Below are 24,605 nucleotides of genomic sequence, written 5' to 3' on the forward strand. Positions count from 1 at the left end.
TAGTCTCCGTCATTGGCTTACGCGTCGGTTCGTCCCGGACCGAGCGTCCGAGCCAGCCAGGAAAGGATCGTCTCCAGGGCTTCCGGGTCAAGGCGAGTACCTGGCTCGTTGTAGCCGTTCCCCGGCGACGCGGCCACCTCTGCGGGGGTACGGGTGTCTTCCTTGAAAACATGATTGGCGTTGGGCGGGAAGGCGAAGGTCACGTTCGCCATGCCCGCGGCGGCCTCTTGGAGCGGGACGCCGTCGGCGTGCTCGTCGATCTGCACGTCCCTGCCGCCGATGAGCACCAGCGTAGGGATTTGCACGTTCACGAGAGAATCGCAGGTGGATTCCACCCACAGCTCGCGGGCCAGCGGCAGATTCATCGGGGCCTCGAAGCTTGCCAGGACCATCTTCACACTGTCAGGCAGGGCGGGGTCGGGATTCATTGGCTCTCCAGCCGCGTAGCGCGCAGCGGCCGCCTCGACCTTGGGCATCAACTGCGCCCCTCCGGGAAACTGGCTGGATTGCAGGGCCAGCTGGGACAGCAGCACGTCTTGGATCGGGCGCCCCGGTGGTGCTGCGAGCACCACCGCGGCGAAGGGAACCTCCTGGGTGCTTGTCGCGTAGTGGAGCACATGGAGGGCGCCCTCGCTGTTGCCGAAGCCCACCAGTTGTGAAGTGTCAACGAAGTCCAGTGCGCAAAGCGCCCCAACCGCCGCGACAAGCTCGTCCAGGTGGGAACTCATGCTCACCTTCCCGAAAAGCTTCGTGACGTTTTCCATCGCATGCGGTCCCGACGCTCGCTTGTCATAGCGCAGCGAAAGAATGCCGGCGTCGGCGAACGCCTGCGCAAAAAGCCTCCCACTGCCATTGCTCCCGGGAAGCAGCGGCGAACACCAATCCCGGTCGGTGGGGCCACTGCCAGCCACAAGGACCACCGCTGGGAATGGACCCTCGCCGTCGGGCCGGACAACCGTGCCCTCCATGGCGATCCCATCCAGCGTCCAGGACATGTCAAAAGAACTCGTCATGATCACAGTCTCACAGCGAACTTGATACCCGGCAACCATCACACAGGAGAAAAACTTTGTTCAAAAAGAGCTTGCACGTCAACTACTTGGTGCTACTATGTAGTGGTAGCTAGCACTACTGAGTAGTTCGAGGAGGTGCCTAATGGGCAAGCAGATGACAGAGATGCTCAAGGGCACGCTGGAAGGGATCGTCCTGGCGATCCTGGCCGGAGCGCCTGCATACGGCTACGAGATTACGACCCAGCTACGTGAACAGGGTTTCTCCGATATTGCCGAGGGCACCGTTTATGCGTTGCTCGTGCGGATGGAGCGCAATGGTCTGGTCGAGGTGGAAAAAGTCCCCTCGGAGAAGGGGCCGCCACGCAAGGTGTATTCGCTGAACACCAAAGGTCAGGTTTATCTCGAAGAGTTCTGGAGGACGTGGAGCTTCCTCGCAGAACGGCTCGGAAAGCTCCAACAAGGAGGAAAGTGAAATGGCAGTGAAGTGGATCGAGCTGGTCACCGGATCGCTCGAACAAAAGAAGCAGTACAAGCAGTACAAGACCCGGATCGACTCCCTGCCAGAGCCCTACGGCACAGCCGCTAAGGCACTGCAGCGGTACTTCATGTACAACGGGGGCGTCACAGATGGTGAGACCGCTCTGAAAATGATGGGCGACTTCGTCGATCTTTGGGAGCGCGCAGCTGTGGACGGAACCCCCGTACGTTCAATCGTTGGGGAAGACCCCGTCGATTTCGCCGACACATTCTCCGCGGCCTACGGCGGCAAGCAGTGGATCGACAAGGAACGCGAGCGGCTCAACAAGGCAATCGACGGCGCCGCGGACACAGAACCGTAACCACACGAGATGTAAGGACTAGGACATGACAACCCATCAGGCCACGGGGCCTGCGATCCACGTGCAGGGACTGCAAAAGTCCTATAAGAAGGTGGAGGTGCTGCGCGGCGTCGACTTCGACGTGACGCAGGGCAGCATTTTCGCCCTCCTCGGCTCGAACGGGGCCGGCAAGACCACGGTGATAAACATTCTGGCGACCCTGCTGGCGGCCGACGCCGGCGCTGCCGCCGTCAATGGCTACGATGTCGCCACACAGGCGGCGCAGGTACGTGAATCCATCAGCCTCACGGGGCAGTTTGCGGCCGTTGATGAAATCCTCACCGGGCGGGAAAACCTGGTGCTGGTGGCCCGCTTGCGACACCTGAAGAACCCGGGCACCATCGCCGAAGAGCTGCTCGATCGATTCACGCTCACCGAGGCGGCAGGGCGGAAAGTTGCCACCTACTCCGGCGGAATGCGTCGACGCCTCGACATCGCCATGAGCCTGATCGGAAACCCGGAGGTGATCTTCCTTGACGAGCCGACCACGGGGTTGGACCCCGCGGCACGTATTGAAGTGTGGCAGGCGGTCAAGGAACTCGCCGCCCACGGCACCACGGTGCTGCTGACCACGCAATACCTGGATGAGGCCGAACACCTCGCCGACCGGATAGCCATCCTCCACGAGGGGCGGATCATCGTCAACGGCACCCTGCCCGAGCTCAAGGCGCTGCTGCCGCCGGCCAAGGTTGAATACGTGGAGAAGCAGCCCACTCTCGAAGACGTCTTCTTCGCCATTGTGGGCGACAACGGAAAGGATGGCGACGCCGGGGACCTCAGCACCACCGTGAACAGTGAGGAAAAGCCATGAACAAGCACTTCATTGGCGACACCACCGTCCTCTTGGGACGGTCCCTACGCCACATCCTGCGCAGCCCGGACACTATTATCACGACCACCATCATGCCGATCGCGTTCCTACTGCTGTTTGTCTACGTGTTCGGCGGTGCCATCAATACCGGATCCGATTCCTATGTGAGTTACCTGCTGCCTGGCATCTTGCTCATCACCATTGCCTCGGGCGTCGCCTACACTGCCTACCGGCTCTTCCTGGACTTGAAGGGCGGAATCTTCGAACGATTCCAGTCCATGCCGATCGCCCGCTCCTCCGTGCTCTGGGCTCACGTGCTGACATCACTAGTTGCAAACTTGGTCTCTGTGGCCGTGGTGGTGCTGGTTTCCCTGCTCATGGGTTTCCGCACAGGCGCCGGAGTACTTACATGGTTGGCAGTTGCCGGGATTTTGATCCTATTCACCCTGGCGCTGACGTGGCTGGCCGTCATTGCTGGCCTTTCCGCGAAGACCGTGGACGGGGCCAGCGCGTTTTCTTACCCGCTGATCTTCCTTCCGTTCATCAGCTCGGCATTCGTTCCCACAGCCAGCATGCCCGGCCCGGTGCGCGCCTTCGCCGAGAACCAGCCGGTTACCTCGATCGTGGACACGATCCGGAACCTATTCGCCCAGCAGCCCGTTGGCACCGACATCTGGGTTGCCCTGGCCTGGTGCCTGGGCATCCTGGTAATCGCCTACGTTTTAGCCATGGCCGCCTACCGGCGCAAGATCTCCGGTTGAGCATTCCAAGAGCAGATCAGTCGCAGAGCGAGGTCCAAGAAGCAACCATGTGAGGTGCCCTCACGCAACAGCCCCCAGTGATTCATCTGGGGGCTGTTTGGTCTTCTGTTTACGAAACGCACCGCATTCGGCCGCGTCGAGTTTTATGCTGGGTGAAGCAAATCACGAAACCGTTTACGTAAACCGTTTGCGTAACACTCGAAGATGAGGAGAATCGGTGGCCACCATCAGGGATGTAGCCAGGCACGCAGGAGTGTCTCCGGCCACCGTTTCCCGGGTTGTCAATGGGCTGGTTGGCTACTCTGACGCAACCCGGACTCGCGTCGAGCAGGCCGTCAACGCCCTTGACTACGAGACCGACTACCTGGCACGAGGACTAAAAACACGCCAAACATCCGTAATCGGGGTGCTTGCACCCATGGTGTCCGATGCATTGGCGTCCCAGGTGATGCAGGGCATTGAAATCGCTGCCCAGGAAGGCGGTTACGCGGTGATGCTGGGCCGCACAGGCGTTAAGTCGACATTCATCGCCAGCTACCTGCGCACGTTGCGCACCTACCGGGCCGCCGGCGTCGTACTGATCTCCGCTGTCATCACGCCCGAAATTCGTCAGCTGCTGGGCCCGAATATCCCCGTGATCTCGGTGGCCATCAGTGACAAGTCCGGCTCCCCCGCCGTTGCCATCGACGACGAAAAGGCCGCCTACGATGCCACACGGTATCTTCTGGGCCTGGGACACCGTCGCATCGGGCTCCTGGCCGGAGACCCCAGCTCAATCTACGTCGCCAAGCCAAGGTCCCAGGGCTATATGCGTGCCATGACCGAGGCCCGCTGCATACCTGTTACAACGACGGGCACCTTTTTCTATGAAAGTGGAGCCCAGGGTTTGGGGGAACTACTGGCGCAAGATCCGGCACTCACCGCGATCTTTGCCGTTAGTGACGAGATGGGCGTCGCCGTGGTCAATGAACTGCAAAGACTCGGCCGCAGGGTCCCCGAAGATGTCTCTGTTCTCGGATTCGATGACACCTCCACGGCCCGGCATGTGCAACCCACCCTGAGCACCATGGCCCAACCCTTGGAAGAGATGGGCAGGACCGCCGTCACAAAACTCTTGCGGGCCCGAAACCTCGGCCCAAAAGTCATGCCCCACCGGCTCGTTGAACGCGGCTCCACAGCCCCTCCTCGCCGCACCAGCTAAGCATCCGGCCGGCCACACCCTCACTTTCCCACCACTCAACGCGAGCGCTGGCGCATTCCTGCGCCCGCCGTCGTTCCTTCCACCCTGCACGAAAACAACACAAACCAAGGAGCATCCATGATTCAACGCAGCCGCACCTGGCAATCCATTCTCACTACGTCCGCCTCACTTGCAATCGCCGCTGTCGCCCTGACAGCATGTGGCGCCAGTACGCCGCAGACCAAGGCAGCAAGCCCCGCGGCGGCGTTTGAAGGCAAGGGACCCATCAACTATGTTTCTTCCCGCGATGCCTCCGGCGCTGCCCAAAAGAGCATAGATGAATGGAACGCCTCCCATCCGGATGAGAAAGTCAGCGTTGTGGAGCTGCCGGACTCCGCTGACCAGCAACGTCAACAATTGGTTCAAAACGCACAAATCAAGGCCGACACCTTCGGCGTCGTCAACCTCGATGTGGTGTGGACGTCCGAGTTCGCCGCCAACAAGTGGATCATGCCCCTGCCAAAGGACGCCCTGCCCGTTGGGAGCATGATTGACGCAACGGTGAATGCCGCCACCTACCGCGACACACTTTACGCCGCGCCTTACTACACCGATGGTGCCCTGTTCTACTACCGGAGCGATCTTTTGGAGGCCGCGGGGATCGCGGCGCCGCCAAAAACGTGGGACGAGATGAAAACTGCTTGCAAGGCCGTACTGGCCCTGCCCCAAGCTGCAGGCATGTCCTGCTACACGGGCCAGTTTGATAAGAACGAAGGGCTGACCGTCAACTTCACCGAAGCCGTGGCATCCGCAGGCGGCACCCTGGTTGACTCCGAGGGGAAGCCCACGGTGGACACCGCGGCGGCAAAACAAGGACTTTCCGCATTGGTTGACGGTTTCAAGGACGGCCTGTTCCCCAGTGACGCCATCACCTACCAAGAGGAGCAGGGACGGCGCGCGTTCCAGGAGGGCAAAGTTCTCTTCCTGCGCAACTGGCCCTTCGTCTACGCATCCCTGAGCGCCACCGACGGTTCAAGTTCGGTCGCCAATAAATTCAACGTCACCTCCATCCCCGGCATTTCCGGGCCCGGCGTATCTACCTTGGGCGGGCGCAATCTGGCCATCTCACCCTTCACCCAAAACAAGGCCACAGCCCTGGAATTCATCAAATTCTTCACCAGTGAGGACCAGGCCGAGAAGCGCCTTGCCTTGAGCTCCCGCGCCCCGGTGTACGCCTCGCTCTACACGAACCCGGCCGTCGTAGCCAAGCGCCCCTTCTTCCCGACCCTCCTGGTCTCCCTGGACAACGCCCAGCCCCGCCCCAAGGTGGTCCAGTACGGCGCCACGACCAAGGCCATTCAGGAAGAAGCGTATGCAGCCATTTCAGGAAAGAAGGACACGAACACTGCCCTGGCCGACATGCAGGCCAAGCTTGCGGCGCTTTCCTCCAAGTAACTAAGCGGGGCGGCCCGGTGGGAGATGTCCACCGGGCCGCCGCACCGATCGGATAGGTATCCACGCATGACCTCCACGACAACCTCCCACCCCGGGAGCGTTTTAGAATCACAGGCCCCGGGCCCCCTTAAACCTCCTGGCCAACGTCGGGCCAAAGACCGACGGCTGGGTCAGGGCCAGTTGGGCGAGGGCCGCATGGCGGCCTTATTACTGTCCCCCACCGCCGTCGTTTTGGCCCTGGTCATTGCTTATCCGCTGATCTCTGCCATCCACCAATCCCTTTACGCCGATCAGACCGGCATCGACGCCGACGGTTTTGTCACGGAGGGGGAGACATTTGTAGGCCTAGGTAACTACCTGAACTTGCTGACTGGCGACGCCGGCGACCGGTTCCTGAACGCTTTCGCTAACACCACCTTCTTCACCCTCACGACAGTTTCACTGGAGACGATCCTGGGTCTCATACTGGCCCTAGCCATGAACCGGGCTTTTCGTGGACGATCGTTCCTTCGCGCAAGTATCTTGATCCCCTGGGCAGTCCCCACCGCCGTCTCGGGCCTGTTGTGGCGCTGGATCTTCCAGTCTGACGGTATTGCCAATAACCTTTTGGGCAGTGAAATTCTGTGGACGGCCGAAGGCGCGGCTTCCAAGATTGCGGTGATTGTTGCCGAAGTATGGAAGACCGCCCCGTTCATCGGCCTGCTGGTCCTGGCCGGGATGCAGGTCATCCCCGAGGAAGTATACGAAGCAGCCAAGATCGACGGTGCCGGCTGGTGGCGTCAGTTGGGCTCCATCACACTCCCCCTGGTCAAGCCCACCCTCTTGGTCGCCGTGCTATTCCGCCTCCTTGACGCCCTGCGAATGTTTGACCTTCCATTCGTGCTCATCGGACCCGGCAAGGACTCAGTGGAAACCCTCTCCATGTTGGCCTGGGATGAGTCGAACCAACTGCGCTATGGCTCCGCGTCCGCGTTCGCCGTCATCCTTTTCCTCTACGTTGCTGTCGTCGCTGTGGTCTTCGTCAAAGTGCTCGGCGCGGACGTCACAGGGACAAAAGAGCTGCGACTTGCACGCAAGAAGACCCGTTCACAGAAGGCTGGACCCGCATCATGACCATCACCGAACTCCGGTCCCTCTCCCAGACGCAAAGCAACAAAGCAGTCCTTGCCCCCAAGAAGCCGCGGTGGGGCTCCTACACCGTCTACGCGGGACTGGCAGCAATCTTGATCTATTGCCTGGCACCCTTCTACTGGATGATTGTCTCCAGCCTCCGGCGCACAGCAGACATCTTCGATAACTCCTTGCTGCCTGCGCCCTTCTCGCTGGAGAACTATGTCAAGGTCTTCGACGGATCAACGATGTTTGGCCAGGCCCTCCTGAACAGTTTGATCGTGGCAGGTGTGACCACCGCGGCGGCCCTGGTTCTGGGCATTTTCGCCGCCTACGCCATCTCCCGGCTCAACTTCAGGTTCAAGTCAGTCATTCTCGGGGTCATCATTGCCACCTCAATGTTTCCCGGGATTTCCGTGGTGGTGCCGTTGCTGAAGTTCTTCACGAACATTGGCTGGATCAACACTTACCAGGCAATGATTGTGCCAAATCTTTCCTTCGCTATCCCGCTGGCCGTCTGGAATCTCACCACCTTCATGAAGTCCCTGCCCTTCGATCTGGAAGAAGCGGCCATGATCGATGGCTGCACCAAATGGCAGGCGTTTCGCAAGGTCCTGCTCCCGCTGGCAGCGCCGGGGATCTTTACGACCGCAATTCTTACCTTCATCCACAGTTGGAACGAGTTCATCATTGCACTCTCCATGGTCAACGATCCTAGGATCCAGACCGCAACCGTTGCCATCTCAAAGTTCACTGGCGCAACAGAGTTCCAGGCCCCCTTTGGTGAACAAATGGCTGCCGGTGTAATTGTGACCATTCCGCTGGTGATCATGGTGCTGGTCTTCCAGCGACGAATTGTGGAAGGTCTGACATCGGGGGCTGGCAAATGACCGCCACCATGACGGATACCTGGTGGGATTCAGCTGTCATCTACCAGGTGTATCCACGTTCCTTCGCGGACGGGAACGGCGATGGAATTGGTGATTTGACTGGCCTAATGGAGCGGTTGCCCTATATTGCATCGCTGGGTGTTGATGCGATCTGGATGACTCCGTTCCAACCCTCACCACAGGTTGACCAGGGCTACGATGTCAGCGATTACTGCGGCGTCGACCCACTTTTTGGCAGCATGGAGGAGTTTGACCAGCTACTTCAGAGCGCCCACCTTCTCGGTTTGCGCGTGCTCCTGGATGTAGTTCCCAACCACTGCTCCAGCGCCCATCCCCTCTTCCGCCAGGCGTTAGCGGCAGGGCCCGGCTCACCCGAACGGGACATGTTTCATTTCGCCCCTGGCAGCCACGACGGGCTGCCGCCGAACAACTGGCAGAGCGTGTTCGGTGGTGGCGCATGGAGCCGTGCATCTCCAGAATCCGTGGACGATAAGGACTGGTACCTGCACTTGTTTTCGTCCGCCCAGCCGGATTGGAACTGGCGGAATCCTGCGGTGGGCGACTACTTTGAGTCTGTTCTGCGGTTTTGGTTCGACAAGGGGGTGGATGGTTTGCGGATCGACGTCGCCCATGCCCTTTTCAAGGCTCCTGGCCTCCCAGATGCCCCGTCTGTCACCGCCGTGGTTGACGGGCTTCGATCGAACCCCTTGGTCTCGGACCAGGAGGACGTCCACGAGGTGTACAGGAGGTGGCGACGGCTTGCCCAGGAATACACACCGCACCGACTGTTGGTGGGTGAGGTCAATCTTGATCCGGCCCGCGCAGCACGTTACACCCGTGCCGATGAAATGCATCAAGCGTTTCCCTATGCGTTCATTGGGCTTGGGTGGGACGCGGATGCCTGGGCCGGTGTGGGCAGCGAGTTGGAAGATGCCCGCCAAACCCATGGGGCACCTCCCACCTGGGCGCTGGAAAATCATGACCTTGTCCGTTCAGCCACCCGATACGGCGGTGGTGCCACGGGCAGCGAACGGGCGCGCGCGGCATTGCTGACCATCCTGGGGCTGCCCGGTGCCGCCTACATCTACCAAGGACAGGAACTTGGTCTGCCGGAGGTACACGTTCCCGTAGCGGAACGGGTAGATCCGATGTGGAGCCGGGGCGGGGTATGCCGTGACGGGGCACGGATCCCGCTCCCCTGGACTCAGGAAAGCCACCGAAGCCACGGGTTCTCGCAGGGACAGCTGCCAGATTCCCCTTGGTTGCCCGTCCCTGAGGGCTGGGGCAATTACGCAATCGAACGCCAACACCACGATCCCGACTCGTCCTTGCAGCTACTGCGCAGAGCTGTTGAACTGCGCAGACACCTCACCGGGCGCGGCATTTTTGGCAAGCACGACGACGTCTCCTGGACTGTGCAGGCAGGTGGACTCCTGCTGTGTCAGCGACAGGAGAACATCTGCATTGCCATGGCCATGGGAACCGGGCGTGTGCGCTTGCCCGCCGGGGAGGTTCTCATCAGCGCCAGGCCCCTTCAGGCGGCCGGTTGGCTGGAACCGGGAAACAGCGCCTGGATCGTGCAGAACTAAATCACCTAGCCACCTCTGGGCTGGTCCTTAAATCCCAGAGGCGCAGTTGCGCCGATTCGCCATCTGCCCGATCGACACCGGCGACAGGTCCGTCCCCCCAAGCCTGTCGCCGGTTTCCAATCCCTTGATCGCATTGAACATTCGTGACGATCGTGGAGTCAGGATGCCCCGTCAAGATTCCGCAGGGACGCCAAAAGGGGCTCAAGGATGGCTGTCACAATCTCGGCGGAGCGTTCGGCGGCGTCGTCGACGTGCGTGAGGAAGTCAGTCTCCGAGGCCGGACCACAGAGATCGGAGATACCACGAACGGCAACAAACGCGGTGTTGTGCACGTAGCAGGTTTGCGCGATCGCCGACGATTCCATGTCCGTGGCCAAAACGCCTGCGAACTGTTCGGTGATGCGCTCGGCCCGGTCCTTGCCAACGAACGCGTAGCTGGAAACGATCAGGCCCTGATGGACGGTTTGCCCGACACGATGCTCCGGAGCCCCAACGTGACTTGCCTGCACCAGGGAGGACGGCACCGGGTAGCTCGCCGGCATTCCAGGGACCTGCCCAAGTTCATACCCGAAGGCGCGTGCATCGGCGTCAATGTTGATGTGGTTTGTTCCAATCACCACATCCCCCACCTTGACGGCGGCTCCCAATCCCCCGGCCGTGCCAGCGCTAATCACCAGTGGCGGAAGCTCCCGCTCCGCACCACTTTTTGCCATCAGGATGGACGACGTCGCCGCGCCTGCGGCATTGACCAGGCCGATCCCGCCTTGGACGAGCAACACGGAGAGGTCGTTGATGACACCGGTGCGGTGCGTCGCATTGCCCACACGGACCGGTTTGCCAACATGGCTTGCCCGCTCAATGAACGGTGCGAGCTCTTCCTCCATGGCGGCAATGACGATGACGTCGATCGGGCTCACGCGAAAACCTGCTCCCAGACGGTACGCTGGGCAAGGAAGTCCCGCGCAGCAACCTGGGCGGCTTCCAGGCTATGGTTCTCACCCCAACCGCATTGCACCTCATTGGCGGCAGGAACCTCGGTGGCGTTCAAGATGTCGGTCAGAGAGGACTCAATAAGCTCCAGCACCACGGCGAGGTCCGGATCACCGGCAAGGATGAGGTAGAAACCGGTCTGGCATCCCATCGGGGAGAAGTCGATGACAGCGTGGGAATGGTTGCGCGAGTACTCGGCGAACAGGTGCTCCAGAGAATGGACAGCCTTCATCTCAAGGTGCCCTACATTGGGCTGAGTAAATCGCACGTCATATTTGGTGATGACGTCACCGTGCGGGAGTGTTTTGCGGTCGGCAACACGCACGTAGGGTGCCGAGACGAGCCGGTGGTCAAGGTTGAAAGACTCAACGTTCATGCGCGAAGGTGTCATGGTTCTTGCTTTCTGGCGGCGGGGGGCGAACCGGGCCATCTCGGCGCCGGCGCTTGCATTTTTAATCCTAGCGCCGGGCTGGCCAGGCCAAGCTGTGAACGTAACAAAGTTGAGGTCCGCTACGGGTGCACCGCGGCCGGGCCCGCCGACGAGTTGGCCAAAGACAGGCTCAGAAGGGAGGCGGAGTTAAAGTCAACCAGTCCAACCCTTATGGCCGACACCTTGTATTCCCCGGCTGGCGCCGTGACGTCGGAGGGCTTCGCACCGCCACTCCATGGTTTATCCGGCTGAACGTTGATCCGGATGGAGACCAAAGAACGGAAAGTTCTCACAATTGGTGACACCGCTGTCACCACTGGTGTCACCAGCGCTGCAAGACTGACTCCAAGGGCTGGAACCAAGGCGTTGGCACCAAAGACTGTCGCTTTGAGAACATTTCCTACCACCCCGAGGGTGCCACCCAGCAAGGCAGTTGTCAGATTGTTAACCAAGGGAGCATCAAGTGCCCCCAAGAGCTTAACCGAGACTTTCGGAACTGGGGCTGTGCCGTCCAGGAATTGGCCAAGGGTGGCTGGCCCCGCCTCGACATCTATGGAGGCAATCGGCACCACCAGGAGCTTGACCGTACTCTTCGAGGTGAAATGGAGCTTCACCGAGCGGACGGCCAGCAGGAGGGCATCCATGACCTTGCCTTTCCACTCATCAAGCAACGCTGTGAGCTTTGAAATGAGCGTATTGACGATGGCGTCATCCAAGATGACCTCATGGTTGGCGTTCAGATTGTTCAACCCATATTCCCCCCCGACAAGGGAGGAGATGTCGATGCGCACGGTTCCAAGGGAAAAATCGACAGCCAGCACACCTTCTGAATCGGCGATCGGTTTTTTCAACAGCGCCTGAATGCCACTCACATCCAGTTTTTCAATAATGGCCTCTGTGCTAAACGATCCAAGCGACAACGGACTAAGCGCAGTCGAGAGCAATTTGACCACGGGGCTGAGCAGCGTGAACAAGCCGCCGGAAATTCCTGTGGACACATCCCCAGTCGTTCCACCCAGAGCCGTGAGCGTTCCCGGGACTGCACCAACCAAGTTGGCTGCTCCCGTGGAAAGGGCCCCCACGGCAGGCACCGTGGCTGTAAGATCGACCCCGGCGATCCCATACTCACGGGTGACGTTTGGAGCAGCCGACACCTGTGGCCAGCCGTTGACCATCTGGCATGCGTCAACTTCTGCCGAGGAAGCTACGGCGCCCACATTCAGGGAGAGGCCTGCAAGGGCCGCAGGCACCAGCTTCTCCAGATTGATGACGGCCGCATCGGGACCCTCGACCTTACCGTTCGCCGTGCCTGCAACATCCACCGCACCGGACTGGTCGGAAACCAGTCCGGATGCCCCGTGTGCCTTGCCGTTTGGCTGTGCCTGAGACCATTGGGTGTACGCGCCAATTCCGCCGACTGGCAAGCCAAGTCCGAGTGCTGGGGCAATGATCGTGGAGTTGAGTATGCCTACGGGAAGTTTTGCAATGTAGGTGGTGGCATCCACTTTGGTCACAGTGTTGTCATTTGGCGTCGGCACAGTGGTGGTGCCGTCGTTGGCAGCCTTGACTCCGTTCACGCCTACAAGGGAGTCGAGGGCAATGTTGGCTACAGTTCCCGTGAGTTGCCTCCCCCACGCCTGGTTCATGAACATCGTATTCGTGGTGCAATCGCCCGGGTTGGAAACACCCACAGCGCCATGGGCCCATTCGTTGTCGGTCCAGGCGGCGTGAGTGATGGTCGTGGAAATTACGACGGCGAACACTGCCACGCTTGCCACCACCAGGAGACGCCGCGGCTGGCCCAACCAGCGGCGGACGCGCTTGGCGTGGCTTGAGCTCATGGCATGCCGCCCTTCCGTCGTCGAGCGATCACTACTACGCCGCCGGAAGTCAGCAGGCCCCCCGCCAGCCAGAGGAAAGGTATGGTTTGCGCCCCCGTAGTGGACAACACGTCCCCCCCGTGAATCTCCGGGTCATCACCAGAGGCGAAAATTCCTACGCCTAGATGAAGGTACGGATCACTTGACTGTGCACCCGCATCCAAAGGGCGGCGGAGGGTGGCGCGCAAATACCATGAAGTGCCCGTTGTGAGCTCATCCAACGGTAAGCTGACGCCTTGCTTCAACGCAGACAGTGCCTGCAAAGGTACTACTGGATAATCGCCCAACGGACAGCTCAGCGCCTGCCCCGCCCCGCTTGTGCCCGCCCACAGCGTGGGGCATTTATCGATCTCGAGTTGATACCCGCCGTCATGTGAGAGGCTTCCCGTTGCCGTCAACTGGAGCGTTGACTCTCCGGATCGGGCCCCTTCAAGGGTCACTCCTATTTGCCAGCTAAAACTTTGTCCCGCCTCCAACAACGGAAAAACCAGCGGATACACCGAGGATGAAAGGGAGATCATGCCCGGAGACCCTGTTTCGGGGACCGGCACCAGGTCCTCGGCATGGGCAGCGGTGGCCATGCCAAGGTTCGCGTAGCCGCCTGCAAGAAGAGCCAGGGCGAGAGCGGAAACCACTATTCGTTGGAGCCGCGGCACCGCAGAAATTCGCTTGGAAGAGCCGCTCAAGGTTGATAAGTACATTGCCTGCCTCCTTGGACTAGGGCCTGCTGCACTAATAATTGAAAGCCGATTACGGCTCTTTTCGATGCGCCGGTTCCCTTTTCGGCCAGAACGCCCACATCACCAACGCCGACAGCAGCACGGTTCCCACTCCTAGAAACCAGGGCCCGCGCATAGCCATGATCCATGCACCAACACCGGGAACTGTGGCCAACACCTTCTTCGCCGACGCCACCCTGTATGGCAAGGGGTCCTGGCTGGCATTCGCATCACCCTTTAGGACCAGGTCCGCTACACCGGGCATTCCAGCAACTGGAGAAACCGCAACCACCCGGTGGGTGATCATCACGGCATAGTTTTCAGGAAGGACGGCCGCAACATCCCCGGGAACAAGATCGCTTGCAGGAGTTTGCATTACCAAGGAAATTGCCCCAACGGGAAAATTCGGTTCCATGGAGCCTGTACGGAAAACCACAAAGGAAACTTTAAAGAATGCTCCTAAAATAAGCGCCACCAGGCATAACACACCAGCGGTAGCGATAATTGTTAAAAGCGCTTCTCTAAGGAAGCCCATTACGCTTGCGCTTCGTTGAACCAGCTTCCTTTGCCCCGGCGAAGATTCTCGGGACAAAGGACCCCTAGAACGTACTAAACTGCCAGACAATGCGGCTACGAACCTGTGATGCTCGTAAACCGCCACAGCGGAATGGTGTTTTTGCCCTGCAGGGTGGCATCCGTCACTGCGGACGGAAGCGTCACGGCAAAGCAGATATCCACGGCAGCGCCGGGATCCGCGGCAGTGGCTCCCGCCGGGAGGGCAAGGGAGACGGCACCCGATGTGGTGGTCAACGGCGAATTTGCCGGGACCAAAACGGTGCCACCTGCAGCAGCCGTACCTGCGGCGGTGCAGTCAGCTTTCGCAACGCCTGACTTGGCCTGGTAAACCAGGGCTGCGTAGAGGCCAGCATGGTTGACTGGGCTCGGATTTGCTGCCTGCACACCCTCGGCAAGTGTTGCTACCATGGCTTTCGATCCGGCGACCGCGCGGAGCTGCATCGGCGCATACACCGTGGCTCCTGGCTTTAGGTCTTTGGCTCCGACACTGAACGTCAGCGCACCGCCGTTGGCGGTCTCCTGATCCGACCACAATGCGGCACCTGCAGCACCCGTAAAGGTGTTCTGTTGCATCTGGTAAATGCCCGTTCCCGGGTTGCCTGGTCCGTCTGCCCCGCCGGTGGAGCCGAAGACCCATTCATTGTCGGTCCAGGCTGCCAGAGTGAAGGCCGCGCCAACACCCAAGACCAGGCCCCCTGCCAGCAAAGCTCGAGCCTTTGTTGAAAAACCCTTTGATTTTGTCCTACTCGTTCCACTCTTCAAGATACTGCCCCCAAAACTGTATTAACCAACCCCCAGCGGATCGGAAACATCAGAATCAATCAGAATTGAATACTTGTCTTTTCGATTCCAATAGTTCGAATCAACCATTCCGCAATAGGAATGTCAAATTTAAATCAGACATGCTCCAAAAAAATTCAAAAGGGGCGACAATACCCTTACAATAAATCCTATGAAACCAAAGTTAATAGATGCTGTCAATAGAGGTTCGGTTTTTTAGGCAATGATTTCGAGTGGTGAAACTGTCTATATATCAAGGGCTTTGTCCGAAAGGTTCATTTGGAGAAAAGCGAATTGCCCTTTTGGATGAACGGTGGCCCTTAGAGTAGACGATTAAGTGCTGCCCACTGAAGAAGGATGACTGTCTTGCCGTCGACTATTCTTCCGTCGGCGGTCATGGCCAGGGCGTCATCAAAGGGAATCTCGATCACTTCAATGTCCTCGCCTTCCTCCTCCACTCCCCCTCCGGTGCCGCTCAGATCGTTTGGCGTGTAGGCGGCCGCGTAGAAATGGACGCGCTCGGTGACCGAACCCGGGCTCATGAACAGATCAAACACGTGCCGTAGTTCACCGAGCTGAACGCCGAGCTCTTCCATGGCTTCTCGCCGGATGGCGACGTCGGGTGCGTCATCGTCGAGGAGTCCGGCGGCGGCCTCGGTGAGCATGCCGTCTTCGTGCCCATTGACGTAGGCGGGAAACCTGAATTGCCGGGTGAGCAGGACTGTCCTTCGCAACGGATCGTAGGCGAGCACCGTGGCCCCGTTGCCCCTGTCGTAGGTTTCCCGCTGCTCAGTCACCAATTTTCCACTGCGCTGGCGGAATGTGTAGGTGGTCCGCCGAAGTACGTGCCAACCATTGGAGGTCACCTCCACGCGAGTGACCCCAACATCCTTGTTTCGCCCCAAACCCACGCCCACCTGGTCGAGCCCTGTGCGGCCACGGGCATCTGGAATGTCCACGCCTGGCATTCCATGCTCGGTGCCCGCCATGGTGTTTTGTCCGGTCTTCGTCAATTCAGTCATGCCCATTACAATAGTGCAAGAACATGAACAACTCGGAAGGAACAAGAATGCTTGCCGCGGAACGCCATGCGCTTCTTCTCACCCGTCTGGCCCGCGACGGAAAACTTGTCGCCAAGGACATCGCGACCGAACTGCACCTCTCCCCGGACAGCATTCGCCGGGATCTGCGGGAACTTGCCGCGGCCGGCCTGTGTCAGCGTGTCTACGGCGGGGCGTTGCCGGTCTCTGCGGCCATTGCCGACTACGCCACCCGGGCCGGCATCGAAGTCGCGAGCAAGGACCAGCTTGCCCAGGCAGCTGTGCGGCTTATCGACCCCGGCAGCACCGTGATTCTCGACGGCGGTACCACCAACCTCGCCGTCGCTAGGGCCCTCCCGCCGGATCTGTTTTGCACCGTGATTACCCATAGCCCCACCATCGCCTCGGCGCTACTTGACCATTCGGGGATCGAGGTCATCATCCTGGGCGGGCGCCTGTTCAAACACTCCGCGGTAACCTGTGGCGCGGCCGCCATGGAAGCCGCTCAAACCATCTCGGCAGATCTGTTCTTGCTCGGCGTCGCTGGCGTCCACGCCAGCGAGGGGCTCACCACCGGCGACGTCGAGGAGGCGGCCATGAAACGGGCCCTTGCTTCGAGGGCAGCCGAAACATACGCCCTGGCCAGTACAGAAAAAGTGGGCGCCATGTCCCGCTTCAGGATTCTGCCGTTTGAACAACTCGCCGGCATCGTCACCAACCACCCCGCACACGATCCAACCTTGCTAGAACTTCAGGAGCTCGGCGTTGCCATCATCAATGCGGCCAGCTGACTGCAATACTTGTTCCCAGACACGCCGCTCAACCCCAGGCAGAGAAAGGGGTGGCAGGTGCTTCCCAACGCGAAAGGTGCCCCGATGGTTGCATGGACCGAGGCGGAACTGAGCACCGTGAGCCTGACGGCCCGTGGGGTAATCCTGAGTTTGCTGGTCAGCAACCACCCCAAGCCGGTGGAGTTCGTTGACGCGTTCCCTATGACGGCAACCGGGAAAATCCAGAAGAACTTGCTGCGCGAACAGCTGAACTAGACCACGCCACTAGGGTGGCCCGGAATCAGTCTTCAAGCTCCGTGAGCAAAGTGTTGTTGGCGGCGTCCTGGGCCACCACCCCGCCCAGCTGCTCCGCGGCCTGCCGATATTCGGGAGTACCAAGAATCGCAGTAATTGCTTTGGCGATTGTTGCAGCAGATGCCCGGCGCGATACGGCCGCACCAGCTCCGCGCTCGGTGACCCGCACGGCGTTGTCCGCCTGGTCTCGCCCGTGGTGAAGAATCACTAGTGGCAGCCCGGCGGCAAGCGCCTTGATCACAGTGCCGTGTCCCCCATGGGTGACCACCAGCCTGGCCTGGGACAAGACCTCGCGGTGCGGGGCAGAGGCCATCACGCTCACATTCGCCGGTGCACGGATTGCTTCGGGCGCGATGGCCGGGCCCACCGTCACCAGGCCCCGCACCGGAAGTGTTCCCAGCGCATCAGCAACCCTTTGCAGGCACGCAGCCTGATTTTGAAAAGTCGACGACATGGCGACCAGGACCAGCGGTGCATCACCTGCCGGCGGAGTCCACGGCTTATCAGATGCCCACACGGGATCGTCAAGGATCGGCCCCACATCGCGGGCGCTATCTGGCAGCTCAGCAGGAAAGTCGAACGCCTCTGATGTGAGAATAAGCTGCCGCCTAGCCCGCCGAACCTGCTCCCACGTAGTGGCGATCGGCGCCAGCTCGTAGTCGAGGCGCAAGGCGTTTATCCGCTCAAGGGCGTACCGGTCAATCATGTGGGCCGTGGCCGCTCCCACCAGCCGGTCGCGCAGCAGGCCAAGCGCGCCGCGGGCAGGCTTCATCCCGGTCCCCATCGGGGGCATGCCCTTTGCCTGCAGCGCGTAGACATTCGGCATGAGAACATCGAACGGGATTTGGCGTGCCTCCGCCGCAATCATGGCACCCAAGGCGAAGAACGAGGTCACGACCTGTTCTGCCGGTACGGAGCACAGGGCCTGTGTGGTATCCCTTGCCTGGTTTCGGGCGGGACCGGCGATCATGTGATCTACCGTGCCGCGGGCAATACTCAGTGGTGATTGCCGACCCCAATCCCGGAGTTCACCCGTGACACCGCCGTGCCACGACAAGAATTGAGCGCCTGCCCTCAGCACCTGGTCCTCCATCGACGCCTCGGCCAATACTCTGACCCGGTGTCCCCTGTCGGCGAGCCTGCGAGCCACTCCAATCTCGGGCGGAACAGTGCCTCCCGCGTCAGTGAGAGCAAACAGGTAGTTGCGGGGAGTTTCGGTACTGTTCATGCCACCCATGCTAGGCACGAGGTGTGGGGGCACGCATCGGGGCTGCCACGGATCTTTGGTCGATGGCAGAAAGCCTCCCGGCGGCTGGCGAGGATCCCATCCATTGGGGTCATAGGCCAATACATTGGCCGCCAAAAGGTATAAAATTCGCCTTGTGGCCGAACCATCAGGGCGAGGCCGATGCTACCGGTGACTGTCCGCCGCTCAGCGAATTGCCACCCCAGGGGGCAAAAATGCGCGGAGCCAGCCTGCCAATATTCGGTCTATCTTCGTCGGGGATTTGGCCCCTTGCACCATCCACAGACCCGCCCACCACTGCACCGACAACGGCCCCGGACGCCTTGCAAGGCGGAACGCTCCTTTGGGCACTGGTGATCATCGCCGTCGTGGTGCTGTTCGTCTCGCTCTTTGTACTCTGGGCCCGCCTCGGTGCCGGCAAACCTGCTCCGGATTCCACCGATAGCATGATCCGCAGCTGGGTGGCCGCCATATTGGTGGTGGGGCTACTCCTTCTAACCGCACTGTCATTCGGCCTCAAAGACACCACTCTTCGCAGCGCGCTGGTGGGCGGTATTACAGCATCTGTTGGTGCAGCCATTGCGTTCTATTTCTCCGCTAAATCCGCCGACGCCGCCCGCCAAGACGTTCTAAAAGCAGCCACGGGAACGGAGCAAGTACCCGACCTGGTCGGAACCATCTGGGCCGACGCCATTGCCAGGCTGGGGACGACGTCGTTCAAGCTCGTCCAGGCCACGCCGTCGGCCACGGCCATCGAATCCAGACGGCAATCCCTGATGGCCGCCAATCAGGGATCAGCGACGGAAGCGAGCGCCGTCCAAAACGGACCGTCCAACAAGAAGATCGTCAGTCAGGACCCCGCGCCCAACAGCAGTGCCCTGAAGGGATCGAACGTGACCGTCCACTTCGAGTAACCGCCTCGAGAACTTCGACGTCGGCGCCACGCGACTATGCCTCCGCGCCTCTGTGTCATACCCATGGTCTAGGCTAAGCGCATGCGACGGCTATCGGATGAGGTGGGAGAAACACGTGGTGTCTATCCCTCTCCGGGGTTACCCCGGGGCACGCAATATTGCCTGGACCATGCACCGCAGGTGCGGCTCTGCGCTCCGCGCAGCACGGCACCCGCACAGATAGTTAAGTCATCCGTTAGCCGTCGCAGCCTATGAGTAACAACGGATCGGCGGTGCTGGCCAGGACCCCACACGCCCTACCCATGGCGTTGTCCACGGCGCTGGCTGACGCCTTTTTGGCAGCCGACCAGTGGACCGCGCCGGCACTGGTCCAGGCCGGCAACCACACCATTGGATCTCAGCGACGCTGGATCCCCACACTGGCAGCCCACATCATTGCCACCTACCCGCGCAGGCCACTCGACGCACCACGCGAGCTCGCCGCCGTCGTCCGCCGGAGCAAGCCGTTCGCCAGAGCCCTGGCACGGGCAAGTCGCACCGGCAAGCCGCTGCCACTTGCAAACTACTGCCTGGATCCCGCCTCGGCACGCGAATCACCCCTGGGCATCCCCGTGGTGGACAATCTGGGTGTGCTGTCCCAACACTTGGGGATTACCCCGGGCGAGCTGGAGTGGTTTGCCGATCCCAAACATTTCAATCGCAGTGCCGCACCTATCCTGCAGCACTACCGCTATGAGTGGCATACACGGCCGGGCCGCGTTCCCCGACTCCTTGAAGTTCCAGCGCCTAGGCTACGCACCCTGCAACGCACCATCCTGGCGAATCTTCTCTCGCCCATCCCCCTACATTCGGCGGCCCACGGCTTTGTGCCCGGCCGCAGCGCCGTCTCCGGTGCCGCCGCCCATGCCGGAAACCTGGTGGTGATCAACCTCGACCTGGCAACCTTCTTCGCCAAGGTCTCCGCCGGCAGGGTATTCGGCGTTCTGCGTCAGGCCGGTTATGCGGAGGCAGTGGCACACAGGATCACGGGGCTGTGCACGCACCGCGTGCCGGCCAGAATCCTGTCCCGAATGCCTGCCGGCGGGGAACCGACGGACCGCTTTGCCCTGCGGCAGGCCCTGGCACTGCCCCACCTCCCACAGGGCGCACCCACCTCCCCAATGCTGGCCAATTTAGCCGTTCGTCGAATGGATTCGCGGCTGAGCGGTTGGGCGGGCAAGTTCGACGCCGGCTACACCCGGTACGCCGACGATCTCGCCTTTAGCGCGGGCACGACCCTGGCCCGGGGCTCCGATGACTTCATTGCTGGGGTGAGCCGGATCGTGACCGATGAGGGCCACAGCCTCAACCCCCGCAAAACCCGGGTGCGTGGTGCCAGCCTGCGCCAAACGGTGACGGGTGTGGTGGTCAACGAGCACCCGAACGTGACCCGAGCAGATTTTGACCGGCTCAAGGCCATCCTGCACAACTGTGCCGTCCTCGGACCCGAATTGGCGAACCGGCAGGCCCACGCCGATTTTCGGTCGCACCTGTTGGGGCGCATCGCCTGGGTGGCTAGCGTCAACCCCCGCCGCGGGGCGCAGCTGCGGGCAGACTTCGCCAGAATCGTTTGGTAACCAGGTACGCCCAGTCGTCCTAGTGGCCCACACCACGGAACGCGGGGCGGTGGCGTGCGCCGGTCTGCCTCCACTGAGCGAGAACGTTGCCGGCGCCAGCTGCAGCCTGACACCATCCGCTTCCACGTCCAGGAAAGCAACCAGGCGATCGTCGGACTGCCAGCTACTTTTTGGCCAGCAGGCGTTCCACGCGGGGCTTGACCTCGGTGGCGAGCAAGGTGATGGATTCCAAGAAGTGCCCGTGCGGCAAGCCGCCAATATCAGTTTGCAGGAAGTGGCGCATGTGGCCCATGTAGCCGTGCAGGTGCACAATGCGCTGCGCCACCTCGTCGGGGTCGCCCACATAGTAGGCACCGGGTGCATCGGCCTGGGCCAGATAGGCGTTCTTATCCGGTGCCGGCCAGCCGCGCAGACGGCCCATTTCAACATTGAGGTTGTGCCATCCCGGGTAGAAGCGCTCCAGTGCTTCTTTCTTGGTGGGCGCCACCAGGCCCAAGGCAGCAACCGAAACCTTAATGTGATCGCCGGTATGACCTGCCTGGGCAGCGGACTGCCGGTACAGATCGGCCAGCGGCGCAAAACGGTGCGGTGCACCGCCGATGATCCCATAGGAGACGGGCAGGCCAAGCCGGCCGGCCCGTGCCGACGACGCAGGGCTGCCACCCGTGGCAATCCACAACGGCAGCTTTCCCTGGACTGGGCGGGGCACCACGGCCAAATTCTCGATGGCAGGGCGCACGGTTCCATTCCAGGAAACGTGTTCGTCGCTGGCGTTGTTGATCTCCATGAGCAGTTCCAGCTTTTCGGAGTACAGCTGGTCGTAGTCGCGCAGGTCAAAGCCGAAGAGGGGGAAGGTTTCCACGGAGGAGCCACGACCGGCGGTAATTTCAATGCGCCCACCCCCGGAAATCGCGTCCGCCGTGGCGAATTGCTGGAAGACCCGAACGGGGTCATCGGTGCTGATAATGCTGGCGGCACTGCCGAGCTTGATCTGCTGTGTGACCCCCGCAGCCGCTGCCAGCATGGCGCCCGGCGAGGACGCGGGCATGGAAACCGTATGGTGCTCCCCCACACCAAAGTAGTCAAGGCCTGCCGCGTCGGCGTGGACAATGGCACCGAACAAGTTCGCAATACCCTCGGCAGTGGATCGCGTGGACCCATCCGGGTTCAGCGGCGTGTCCCCAAAGCTGTAAGCACCAATTTCCACAATGTCCTCCACAAATCATCAATTACGTTGTTTTACAGATCATATGTCAGACAGACGATCGGCGCAATATCGGATGCGCGCCGTGCTGCCGTCCTGTTATGCGCCACGCCCACTGCGGCGAAGGCGCATGACACTGCTATGCGCCATGCCTGGCGCGACGGCGGCGCGGAACGGGACGCTAGCCATGGCCTCGGCGCCGTTTTGGGCGGAAGATGGAAGACGGACAGGCAAAACGGCGAGGGGCAGGCGACGGACATGGCCAATGAACTAGTTCTTGTGACGGGTGGCTCTGGTTTCCTTGGCGCGCATTGCATTGCGGCGTTGCTCTCCGACGGTTACCGGGTGCGGACCACCATTCGCTCCCTTGACCGACGACACGACGTCACCGCCGCGCTGGCCCACGCCGGGGTGGACGCCGGGGATAGGCTCAGCTTTGCAGCCGCTGACCTGATGGACGACGCCGGCTGGCACGCCGCCGTCGACGGCGCAACTTACGTTCTGCACACGGCCTCACCGTTCCCGCCAACGCAGCCCAAGGACGCGGACGAGTTGGTGATCCCGGCACGCTACGGGACGCTACGTGTCCTTAGGGCCGCCCAGGAGGCGGGAGTGAAACGGGTGGTGCAAACCTCCTCATTTGCGGCCATCGGGTACGGGCACCCCATCCTTGACCGCCCGTACACGGAAGAAGACTGGACGGATCCCGACGCCCACGTGAGCCCCTATGTAAGGTCCAAGACGCTGGCGGAAACGGCGGCCTGGGACTTTATGGCGGGCATCGAAAGCGGGCAGGAGGGAATGGAGCTTGCGGTGGTCAATCCCGTCGGAATCTTTGGCCCCATCCTGGGCCCCAAGCTCTCCAGCTCGGTACAAATTGTTCAGCGGCTCATGTCAGGGTCGCTACCTGGCCTGCCCAAGGTCTCTTCCGGAGTGGTGGATGTGAGGGACGTGGCGACGCTGCATGTGCTGGCCATGACCCACCCATCCGCACGGGGCCAACGGTTCCTGGCTTCTGGCGGTGATGCCATGTCAATGCAGGAGATGGCACGCGTGCTCCATGCCAGGCTGGGCGAGGGCGCCTCACGCGTGCCCACACGGGTGCTACCTGACGTTCTTCTCCGGCTAGCGGCGCTATTCAACAAGTCGCTGGCCGAGGATGTGGTTCCCCGCCTAGGAAAGGTCAAGCACCTCGCCAATGACAAGGCCCGGACCGTTTTGGGATGGTCACCGCGCACCAACGCTGATGCGCTGGTTGCTACGGCGCAGAGCCTGATCGATTTTCAACTGGCTGGGCCAGCCAAATAGTCCCTCCGGTACTGCTGAACGAAGGGCCGCGGCTCACTGTTGGATGACGCTGAGCACGTTCCCGGCAGGGTCCTTGAACCATGCAATCAGCGGGCCACCGCGGCGGAAAATACCTTTGCTATCGGTTTCAGTGGGCGTTCCTTGGTAGTGCTCGAAGGCAATGCCTGCACCTGCCAACGCATCCACCGTGGCGTCAATGTCGGCCACGGGAAAGTTTAATACCGTGAACGACGCCGGCTGGTGGGCTGCACCCTTGGGGTAGAGAATCACCGTGCCGCCGCCTGCCAGGTGCAGGGTCAGCATGCCGTTGTGCTCGCTCACCTTCAGGCCAAGCGTCCCGGCGTAAAACTCCTTCGCCGGCACCACGTTATCCACCGAGAACCCGCTAAAAGCTGTGCTTTCTGCCAACATGCTTGCCTCCCTGGTTGGGGCAACCGATCAAGAATTGTTTCCCGCGGCCCGTGCCCCACTCCTAGGCTAGCCCCGTGGCGCCCCGCGGAACAGGCCAGGGAACAATGCGCCAACCTGGTCCGCGGAATCGCTCACCTGCTAGGGGTTGTTGCTATTGCCGGAACTGGAGCCAGAACCGGATCCGCTGCTGCCGGAGCCGTTCTGTCCTGGGAGCGTTCCACTGCCGCCCCGGCCCTGGCCATAGCGGTGCTGCTGGAATTGGCTAAATTCATGGTGTGAGGCATTGTTTTCACCAATACCAAACCCGATGGCGCCGCCGCCGGCACCGGCCAGCAGGACGGCTATGACACCAACAACAATCACCTTGGGGACGGTCCACCACTTCTTGCGCCCCGGCGTCTTGCCGGGATGCCCGGTGGCGCGTCCACCGGATGGCGGAACTCCATTGCCTTGCTGACTCGCGTAGTAGACCGGCGGAGCTTGCGCATAGGGCGCAGGATCGCCGACTTGCTGCGGATATGCCTGGGCGGACTGGGGCTGCAGGGGCTCCGTTGCCGGTGGCTGCTGCGCGGCGGCCTGATAGGGCTGGGGTGCTGGAACGGCTGGCCCTGGCTGGCCTTGTCCTGGCACAGGTCCAGGCGGTGTCGCCTGCGCGCCGCCGTTGTTGGCGCCGGGGATTTGCCCCGCGCCGTTGTTGTTGGATTCTTCCTGGCTCACCG

General features: G+C 61.1%; 26 protein-coding genes. 14 read left to right on the forward strand and 12 right to left on the reverse strand.

The window, feature by feature from the left end; all coding sequences use genetic code 11:
- Positions 1 to 17 precede the first annotated feature (17 nt).
- A complete protein-coding gene (locus tag CXQ94_RS07225; protein ID WP_104088470.1) occupies positions 18 to 1,013 on the reverse strand; it encodes a S9 family peptidase in 996 nt (331 codons plus the stop codon).
- Positions 1,014 to 1,155: 142 nt separating this feature from the next.
- Between CXQ94_RS07225 and CXQ94_RS07230 the strand changes: the two genes are divergently transcribed.
- From CXQ94_RS07230 to CXQ94_RS07270, 9 genes are all read left to right on the forward strand, one after another.
- A complete protein-coding gene (locus CXQ94_RS07230; protein WP_104087780.1) occupies positions 1,156 to 1,485 on the forward strand; it encodes a PadR family transcriptional regulator in 330 nt (109 codons plus the stop codon).
- A gap of 1 nt (position 1,486) precedes the next feature.
- Positions 1,487 to 1,852: a DUF1048 domain-containing protein gene (locus CXQ94_RS07235; RefSeq protein WP_104087783.1), complete on the forward strand. Its 366-nt coding sequence runs from the start codon at positions 1,487 to 1,489 to the stop codon at positions 1,850 to 1,852.
- 25 nt (positions 1,853 to 1,877) lie between these two features.
- Entirely contained in the window at positions 1,878 to 2,702 is an 825-nt protein-coding gene (locus CXQ94_RS07240) for an ABC transporter ATP-binding protein (RefSeq protein WP_104087786.1), read from the forward strand.
- The gene (locus CXQ94_RS07245) at positions 2,699 to 3,463 is read left to right on the forward strand and encodes an ABC transporter permease (protein WP_104087789.1); all 765 of its coding nucleotides are present in this window, start codon (positions 2,699 to 2,701) and stop codon (positions 3,461 to 3,463) included. The genes CXQ94_RS07240 and CXQ94_RS07245 overlap by 4 nt, the downstream gene beginning before the upstream one ends.
- A 217-nt stretch (positions 3,464 to 3,680) precedes the next feature.
- Complete coding sequence (locus CXQ94_RS07250; protein WP_104087792.1) at positions 3,681 to 4,664, forward strand: LacI family DNA-binding transcriptional regulator; 984 nt, start codon at positions 3,681 to 3,683, stop codon at positions 4,662 to 4,664.
- Positions 4,665 to 4,781: 117 nt separating this feature from the next.
- Positions 4,782 to 6,098: an ABC transporter substrate-binding protein gene (locus CXQ94_RS07255; RefSeq protein ID WP_104087795.1), complete on the forward strand. Its 1,317-nt coding sequence runs from the start codon at positions 4,782 to 4,784 to the stop codon at positions 6,096 to 6,098.
- 66 nt (positions 6,099 to 6,164) lie between these two features.
- A complete protein-coding gene (locus tag CXQ94_RS07260) occupies positions 6,165 to 7,211 on the forward strand; it encodes a carbohydrate ABC transporter permease (RefSeq protein WP_181034109.1) in 1,047 nt (348 codons plus the stop codon).
- The gene (locus CXQ94_RS07265) at positions 7,208 to 8,098 is read left to right on the forward strand and encodes a carbohydrate ABC transporter permease (protein ID WP_219816996.1); all 891 of its coding nucleotides are present in this window, start codon (positions 7,208 to 7,210) and stop codon (positions 8,096 to 8,098) included. Before CXQ94_RS07260 ends, CXQ94_RS07265 begins: the two co-directional genes overlap by 4 nt.
- Complete coding sequence (locus tag CXQ94_RS07270) at positions 8,095 to 9,687, forward strand: alpha-amylase family glycosyl hydrolase (RefSeq protein WP_258066830.1); 1,593 nt, start codon at positions 8,095 to 8,097, stop codon at positions 9,685 to 9,687. The genes CXQ94_RS07265 and CXQ94_RS07270 overlap by 4 nt, the downstream gene beginning before the upstream one ends.
- 158 nt (positions 9,688 to 9,845) lie before the next feature.
- On the opposite strand, the gene mtnN is transcribed toward CXQ94_RS07270, so the two are convergent.
- The 7 genes from mtnN to CXQ94_RS07305 form a co-directional block, all read right to left on the reverse strand.
- The gene (gene mtnN, locus CXQ94_RS07275) at positions 9,846 to 10,604 is read right to left on the reverse strand and encodes a 5'-methylthioadenosine/S-adenosylhomocysteine nucleosidase (protein WP_104087801.1); all 759 of its coding nucleotides are present in this window, start codon (positions 10,602 to 10,604) and stop codon (positions 9,846 to 9,848) included.
- Positions 10,601 to 11,068, reverse strand: a complete 468-nt coding sequence (locus CXQ94_RS07280) for an S-ribosylhomocysteine lyase (protein ID WP_219816997.1) — start codon at positions 11,066 to 11,068, stop codon at positions 10,601 to 10,603. Before CXQ94_RS07280 ends, mtnN begins: the two co-directional genes overlap by 4 nt.
- 119 nt (positions 11,069 to 11,187) lie before the next feature.
- Complete coding sequence (locus CXQ94_RS07285; RefSeq protein WP_104087804.1) at positions 11,188 to 12,948, reverse strand: choice-of-anchor G family protein; 1,761 nt, start codon at positions 12,946 to 12,948, stop codon at positions 11,188 to 11,190.
- Positions 12,945 to 13,688, reverse strand: coding sequence for a hypothetical protein (locus CXQ94_RS07290; RefSeq protein WP_104087808.1), 744 nt, complete (start codon positions 13,686 to 13,688; stop codon positions 12,945 to 12,947). Before CXQ94_RS07290 ends, CXQ94_RS07285 begins: the two co-directional genes overlap by 4 nt.
- A gap of 49 nt (positions 13,689 to 13,737) precedes the next feature.
- Positions 13,738 to 14,241, reverse strand: coding sequence for a S26 family signal peptidase (locus CXQ94_RS07295; RefSeq protein ID WP_104087811.1), 504 nt, complete (start codon positions 14,239 to 14,241; stop codon positions 13,738 to 13,740).
- Positions 14,242 to 14,336: 95 nt separating this feature from the next.
- Positions 14,337 to 14,987 (reverse strand): SipW-dependent-type signal peptide-containing protein, encoded by a 651-nt coding sequence (locus CXQ94_RS07300; protein WP_258066833.1) that lies wholly within the window; start codon positions 14,985 to 14,987, stop codon positions 14,337 to 14,339.
- Between the two features lie 395 nt (positions 14,988 to 15,382).
- Positions 15,383 to 16,084 (reverse strand): NUDIX domain-containing protein, encoded by a 702-nt coding sequence (locus CXQ94_RS07305; RefSeq protein ID WP_258066834.1) that lies wholly within the window; start codon positions 16,082 to 16,084, stop codon positions 15,383 to 15,385.
- A gap of 23 nt (positions 16,085 to 16,107) precedes the next feature.
- Here CXQ94_RS07305 and CXQ94_RS07310 point away from each other — a divergent pair, with 23 nt between their 5' ends.
- Positions 16,108 to 16,893, forward strand: coding sequence for a DeoR/GlpR family DNA-binding transcription regulator (locus tag CXQ94_RS07310; protein WP_258066835.1), 786 nt, complete (start codon positions 16,108 to 16,110; stop codon positions 16,891 to 16,893).
- An 84-nt stretch (positions 16,894 to 16,977) separates the two neighbouring features.
- Positions 16,978 to 17,148 carry a hypothetical protein gene (locus CXQ94_RS22510; protein ID WP_181034110.1) on the forward strand — a complete coding sequence of 57 codons (171 nt, stop codon included), beginning with the start codon at positions 16,978 to 16,980 and terminating at the stop codon, positions 17,146 to 17,148.
- A 25-nt stretch (positions 17,149 to 17,173) separates the two neighbouring features.
- Here the strand turns inward: CXQ94_RS22510 and CXQ94_RS07320 are convergent, their stop codons facing one another.
- Entirely contained in the window at positions 17,174 to 18,415 is a 1,242-nt protein-coding gene (locus CXQ94_RS07320) for a glycosyltransferase (protein ID WP_104088487.1), read from the reverse strand.
- Positions 18,416 to 18,648: 233 nt separating this feature from the next.
- On the opposite strand from CXQ94_RS07320, the gene CXQ94_RS07325 reads away from it, so the two are divergent.
- Positions 18,649 to 19,347 carry a PASTA domain-containing protein gene (locus CXQ94_RS07325; RefSeq protein ID WP_181034111.1) on the forward strand — a complete coding sequence of 233 codons (699 nt, stop codon included), beginning with the start codon at positions 18,649 to 18,651 and terminating at the stop codon, positions 19,345 to 19,347.
- A 251-nt stretch (positions 19,348 to 19,598) separates the two neighbouring features.
- Entirely contained in the window at positions 19,599 to 20,963 is a 1,365-nt protein-coding gene (locus CXQ94_RS07330; protein ID WP_219816998.1) for a reverse transcriptase family protein, read from the forward strand.
- A 163-nt stretch (positions 20,964 to 21,126) separates the two neighbouring features.
- Here CXQ94_RS07330 and CXQ94_RS07335 read toward each other — a convergent pair whose 3' ends face one another.
- Positions 21,127 to 22,170 carry an LLM class flavin-dependent oxidoreductase gene (locus CXQ94_RS07335; RefSeq protein WP_104088489.1) on the reverse strand — a complete coding sequence of 348 codons (1,044 nt, stop codon included), beginning with the start codon at positions 22,168 to 22,170 and terminating at the stop codon, positions 21,127 to 21,129.
- 138 nt (positions 22,171 to 22,308) lie between these two features.
- Between CXQ94_RS07335 and CXQ94_RS07340 the strand changes: the two genes are divergently transcribed.
- Entirely contained in the window at positions 22,309 to 23,475 is a 1,167-nt protein-coding gene (locus tag CXQ94_RS07340; RefSeq protein WP_219816999.1) for an aldehyde reductase, read from the forward strand.
- A 33-nt stretch (positions 23,476 to 23,508) separates the two neighbouring features.
- Here the strand turns inward: CXQ94_RS07340 and CXQ94_RS07345 are convergent, their stop codons facing one another.
- Both CXQ94_RS07345 and CXQ94_RS07350 read right to left on the reverse strand, forming a co-directional pair.
- Positions 23,509 to 23,886, reverse strand: a complete 378-nt coding sequence (locus tag CXQ94_RS07345; protein WP_104087823.1) for a VOC family protein — start codon at positions 23,884 to 23,886, stop codon at positions 23,509 to 23,511.
- Positions 23,887 to 24,024: 138 nt separating this feature from the next.
- Complete coding sequence (locus CXQ94_RS07350) at positions 24,025 to 24,603, reverse strand: hypothetical protein (protein ID WP_104087826.1); 579 nt, start codon at positions 24,601 to 24,603, stop codon at positions 24,025 to 24,027.
- Between the last annotated feature and the right edge of the window lie 2 nt (positions 24,604 to 24,605).

Origin of the sequence: Arthrobacter sp. GMC3, assembly GCF_002929305.1 — a bacterium.
Taxonomy (GTDB): Bacteria; Actinomycetota; Actinomycetes; order Actinomycetales; family Micrococcaceae; genus Specibacter.

Coding starts and splice junctions, on each gene's coding strand:
- CXQ94_RS07270 (WP_258066830.1), top strand. CDS start 8,095: ATGACCGCCACCATGACGGATACCTGGTGGGATTCAGCTGTCATCTAC.
- CXQ94_RS07230 (WP_104087780.1), top strand. CDS start 1,156: ATGGGCAAGCAGATGACAGAGATGCTCAAGGGCACGCTGGAAGGGATC.
- CXQ94_RS07235 (WP_104087783.1), top strand. CDS start 1,487: ATGGCAGTGAAGTGGATCGAGCTGGTCACCGGATCGCTCGAACAAAAG.
- CXQ94_RS07340 (WP_219816999.1), top strand. CDS start 22,309: ATGCGCCATGCCTGGCGCGACGGCGGCGCGGAACGGGACGCTAGCCAT.
- CXQ94_RS07260 (WP_181034109.1), top strand. CDS start 6,165: ATGACCTCCACGACAACCTCCCACCCCGGGAGCGTTTTAGAATCACAG.
- CXQ94_RS07240 (WP_104087786.1), top strand. CDS start 1,878: ATGACAACCCATCAGGCCACGGGGCCTGCGATCCACGTGCAGGGACTG.
- CXQ94_RS07345 (WP_104087823.1), bottom strand. CDS start 23,886: ATGTTGGCAGAAAGCACAGCTTTTAGCGGGTTCTCGGTGGATAACGTG.
- CXQ94_RS07295 (WP_104087811.1), bottom strand. CDS start 14,241: ATGGGCTTCCTTAGAGAAGCGCTTTTAACAATTATCGCTACCGCTGGT.
- CXQ94_RS07290 (WP_104087808.1), bottom strand. CDS start 13,688: ATGTACTTATCAACCTTGAGCGGCTCTTCCAAGCGAATTTCTGCGGTG.
- CXQ94_RS07305 (WP_258066834.1), bottom strand. CDS start 16,084: ATGACTGAATTGACGAAGACCGGACAAAACACCATGGCGGGCACCGAG.
- CXQ94_RS07265 (WP_219816996.1), top strand. CDS start 7,208: ATGACCATCACCGAACTCCGGTCCCTCTCCCAGACGCAAAGCAACAAA.
- CXQ94_RS07320 (WP_104088487.1), bottom strand. CDS start 18,415: ATGAACAGTACCGAAACTCCCCGCAACTACCTGTTTGCTCTCACTGAC.
- CXQ94_RS22510 (WP_181034110.1), top strand. CDS start 16,978: ATGGTTGCATGGACCGAGGCGGAACTGAGCACCGTGAGCCTGACGGCC.
- CXQ94_RS07330 (WP_219816998.1), top strand. CDS start 19,599: ATGAGTAACAACGGATCGGCGGTGCTGGCCAGGACCCCACACGCCCTA.
- CXQ94_RS07225 (WP_104088470.1), bottom strand. CDS start 1,013: ATGACGAGTTCTTTTGACATGTCCTGGACGCTGGATGGGATCGCCATG.
- CXQ94_RS07280 (WP_219816997.1), bottom strand. CDS start 11,068: ATGACACCTTCGCGCATGAACGTTGAGTCTTTCAACCTTGACCACCGG.
- CXQ94_RS07325 (WP_181034111.1), top strand. CDS start 18,649: ATGCGCGGAGCCAGCCTGCCAATATTCGGTCTATCTTCGTCGGGGATT.
- CXQ94_RS07245 (WP_104087789.1), top strand. CDS start 2,699: ATGAACAAGCACTTCATTGGCGACACCACCGTCCTCTTGGGACGGTCC.
- CXQ94_RS07310 (WP_258066835.1), top strand. CDS start 16,108: ATGAACAACTCGGAAGGAACAAGAATGCTTGCCGCGGAACGCCATGCG.
- CXQ94_RS07285 (WP_104087804.1), bottom strand. CDS start 12,948: ATGAGCTCAAGCCACGCCAAGCGCGTCCGCCGCTGGTTGGGCCAGCCG.
- CXQ94_RS07255 (WP_104087795.1), top strand. CDS start 4,782: ATGATTCAACGCAGCCGCACCTGGCAATCCATTCTCACTACGTCCGCC.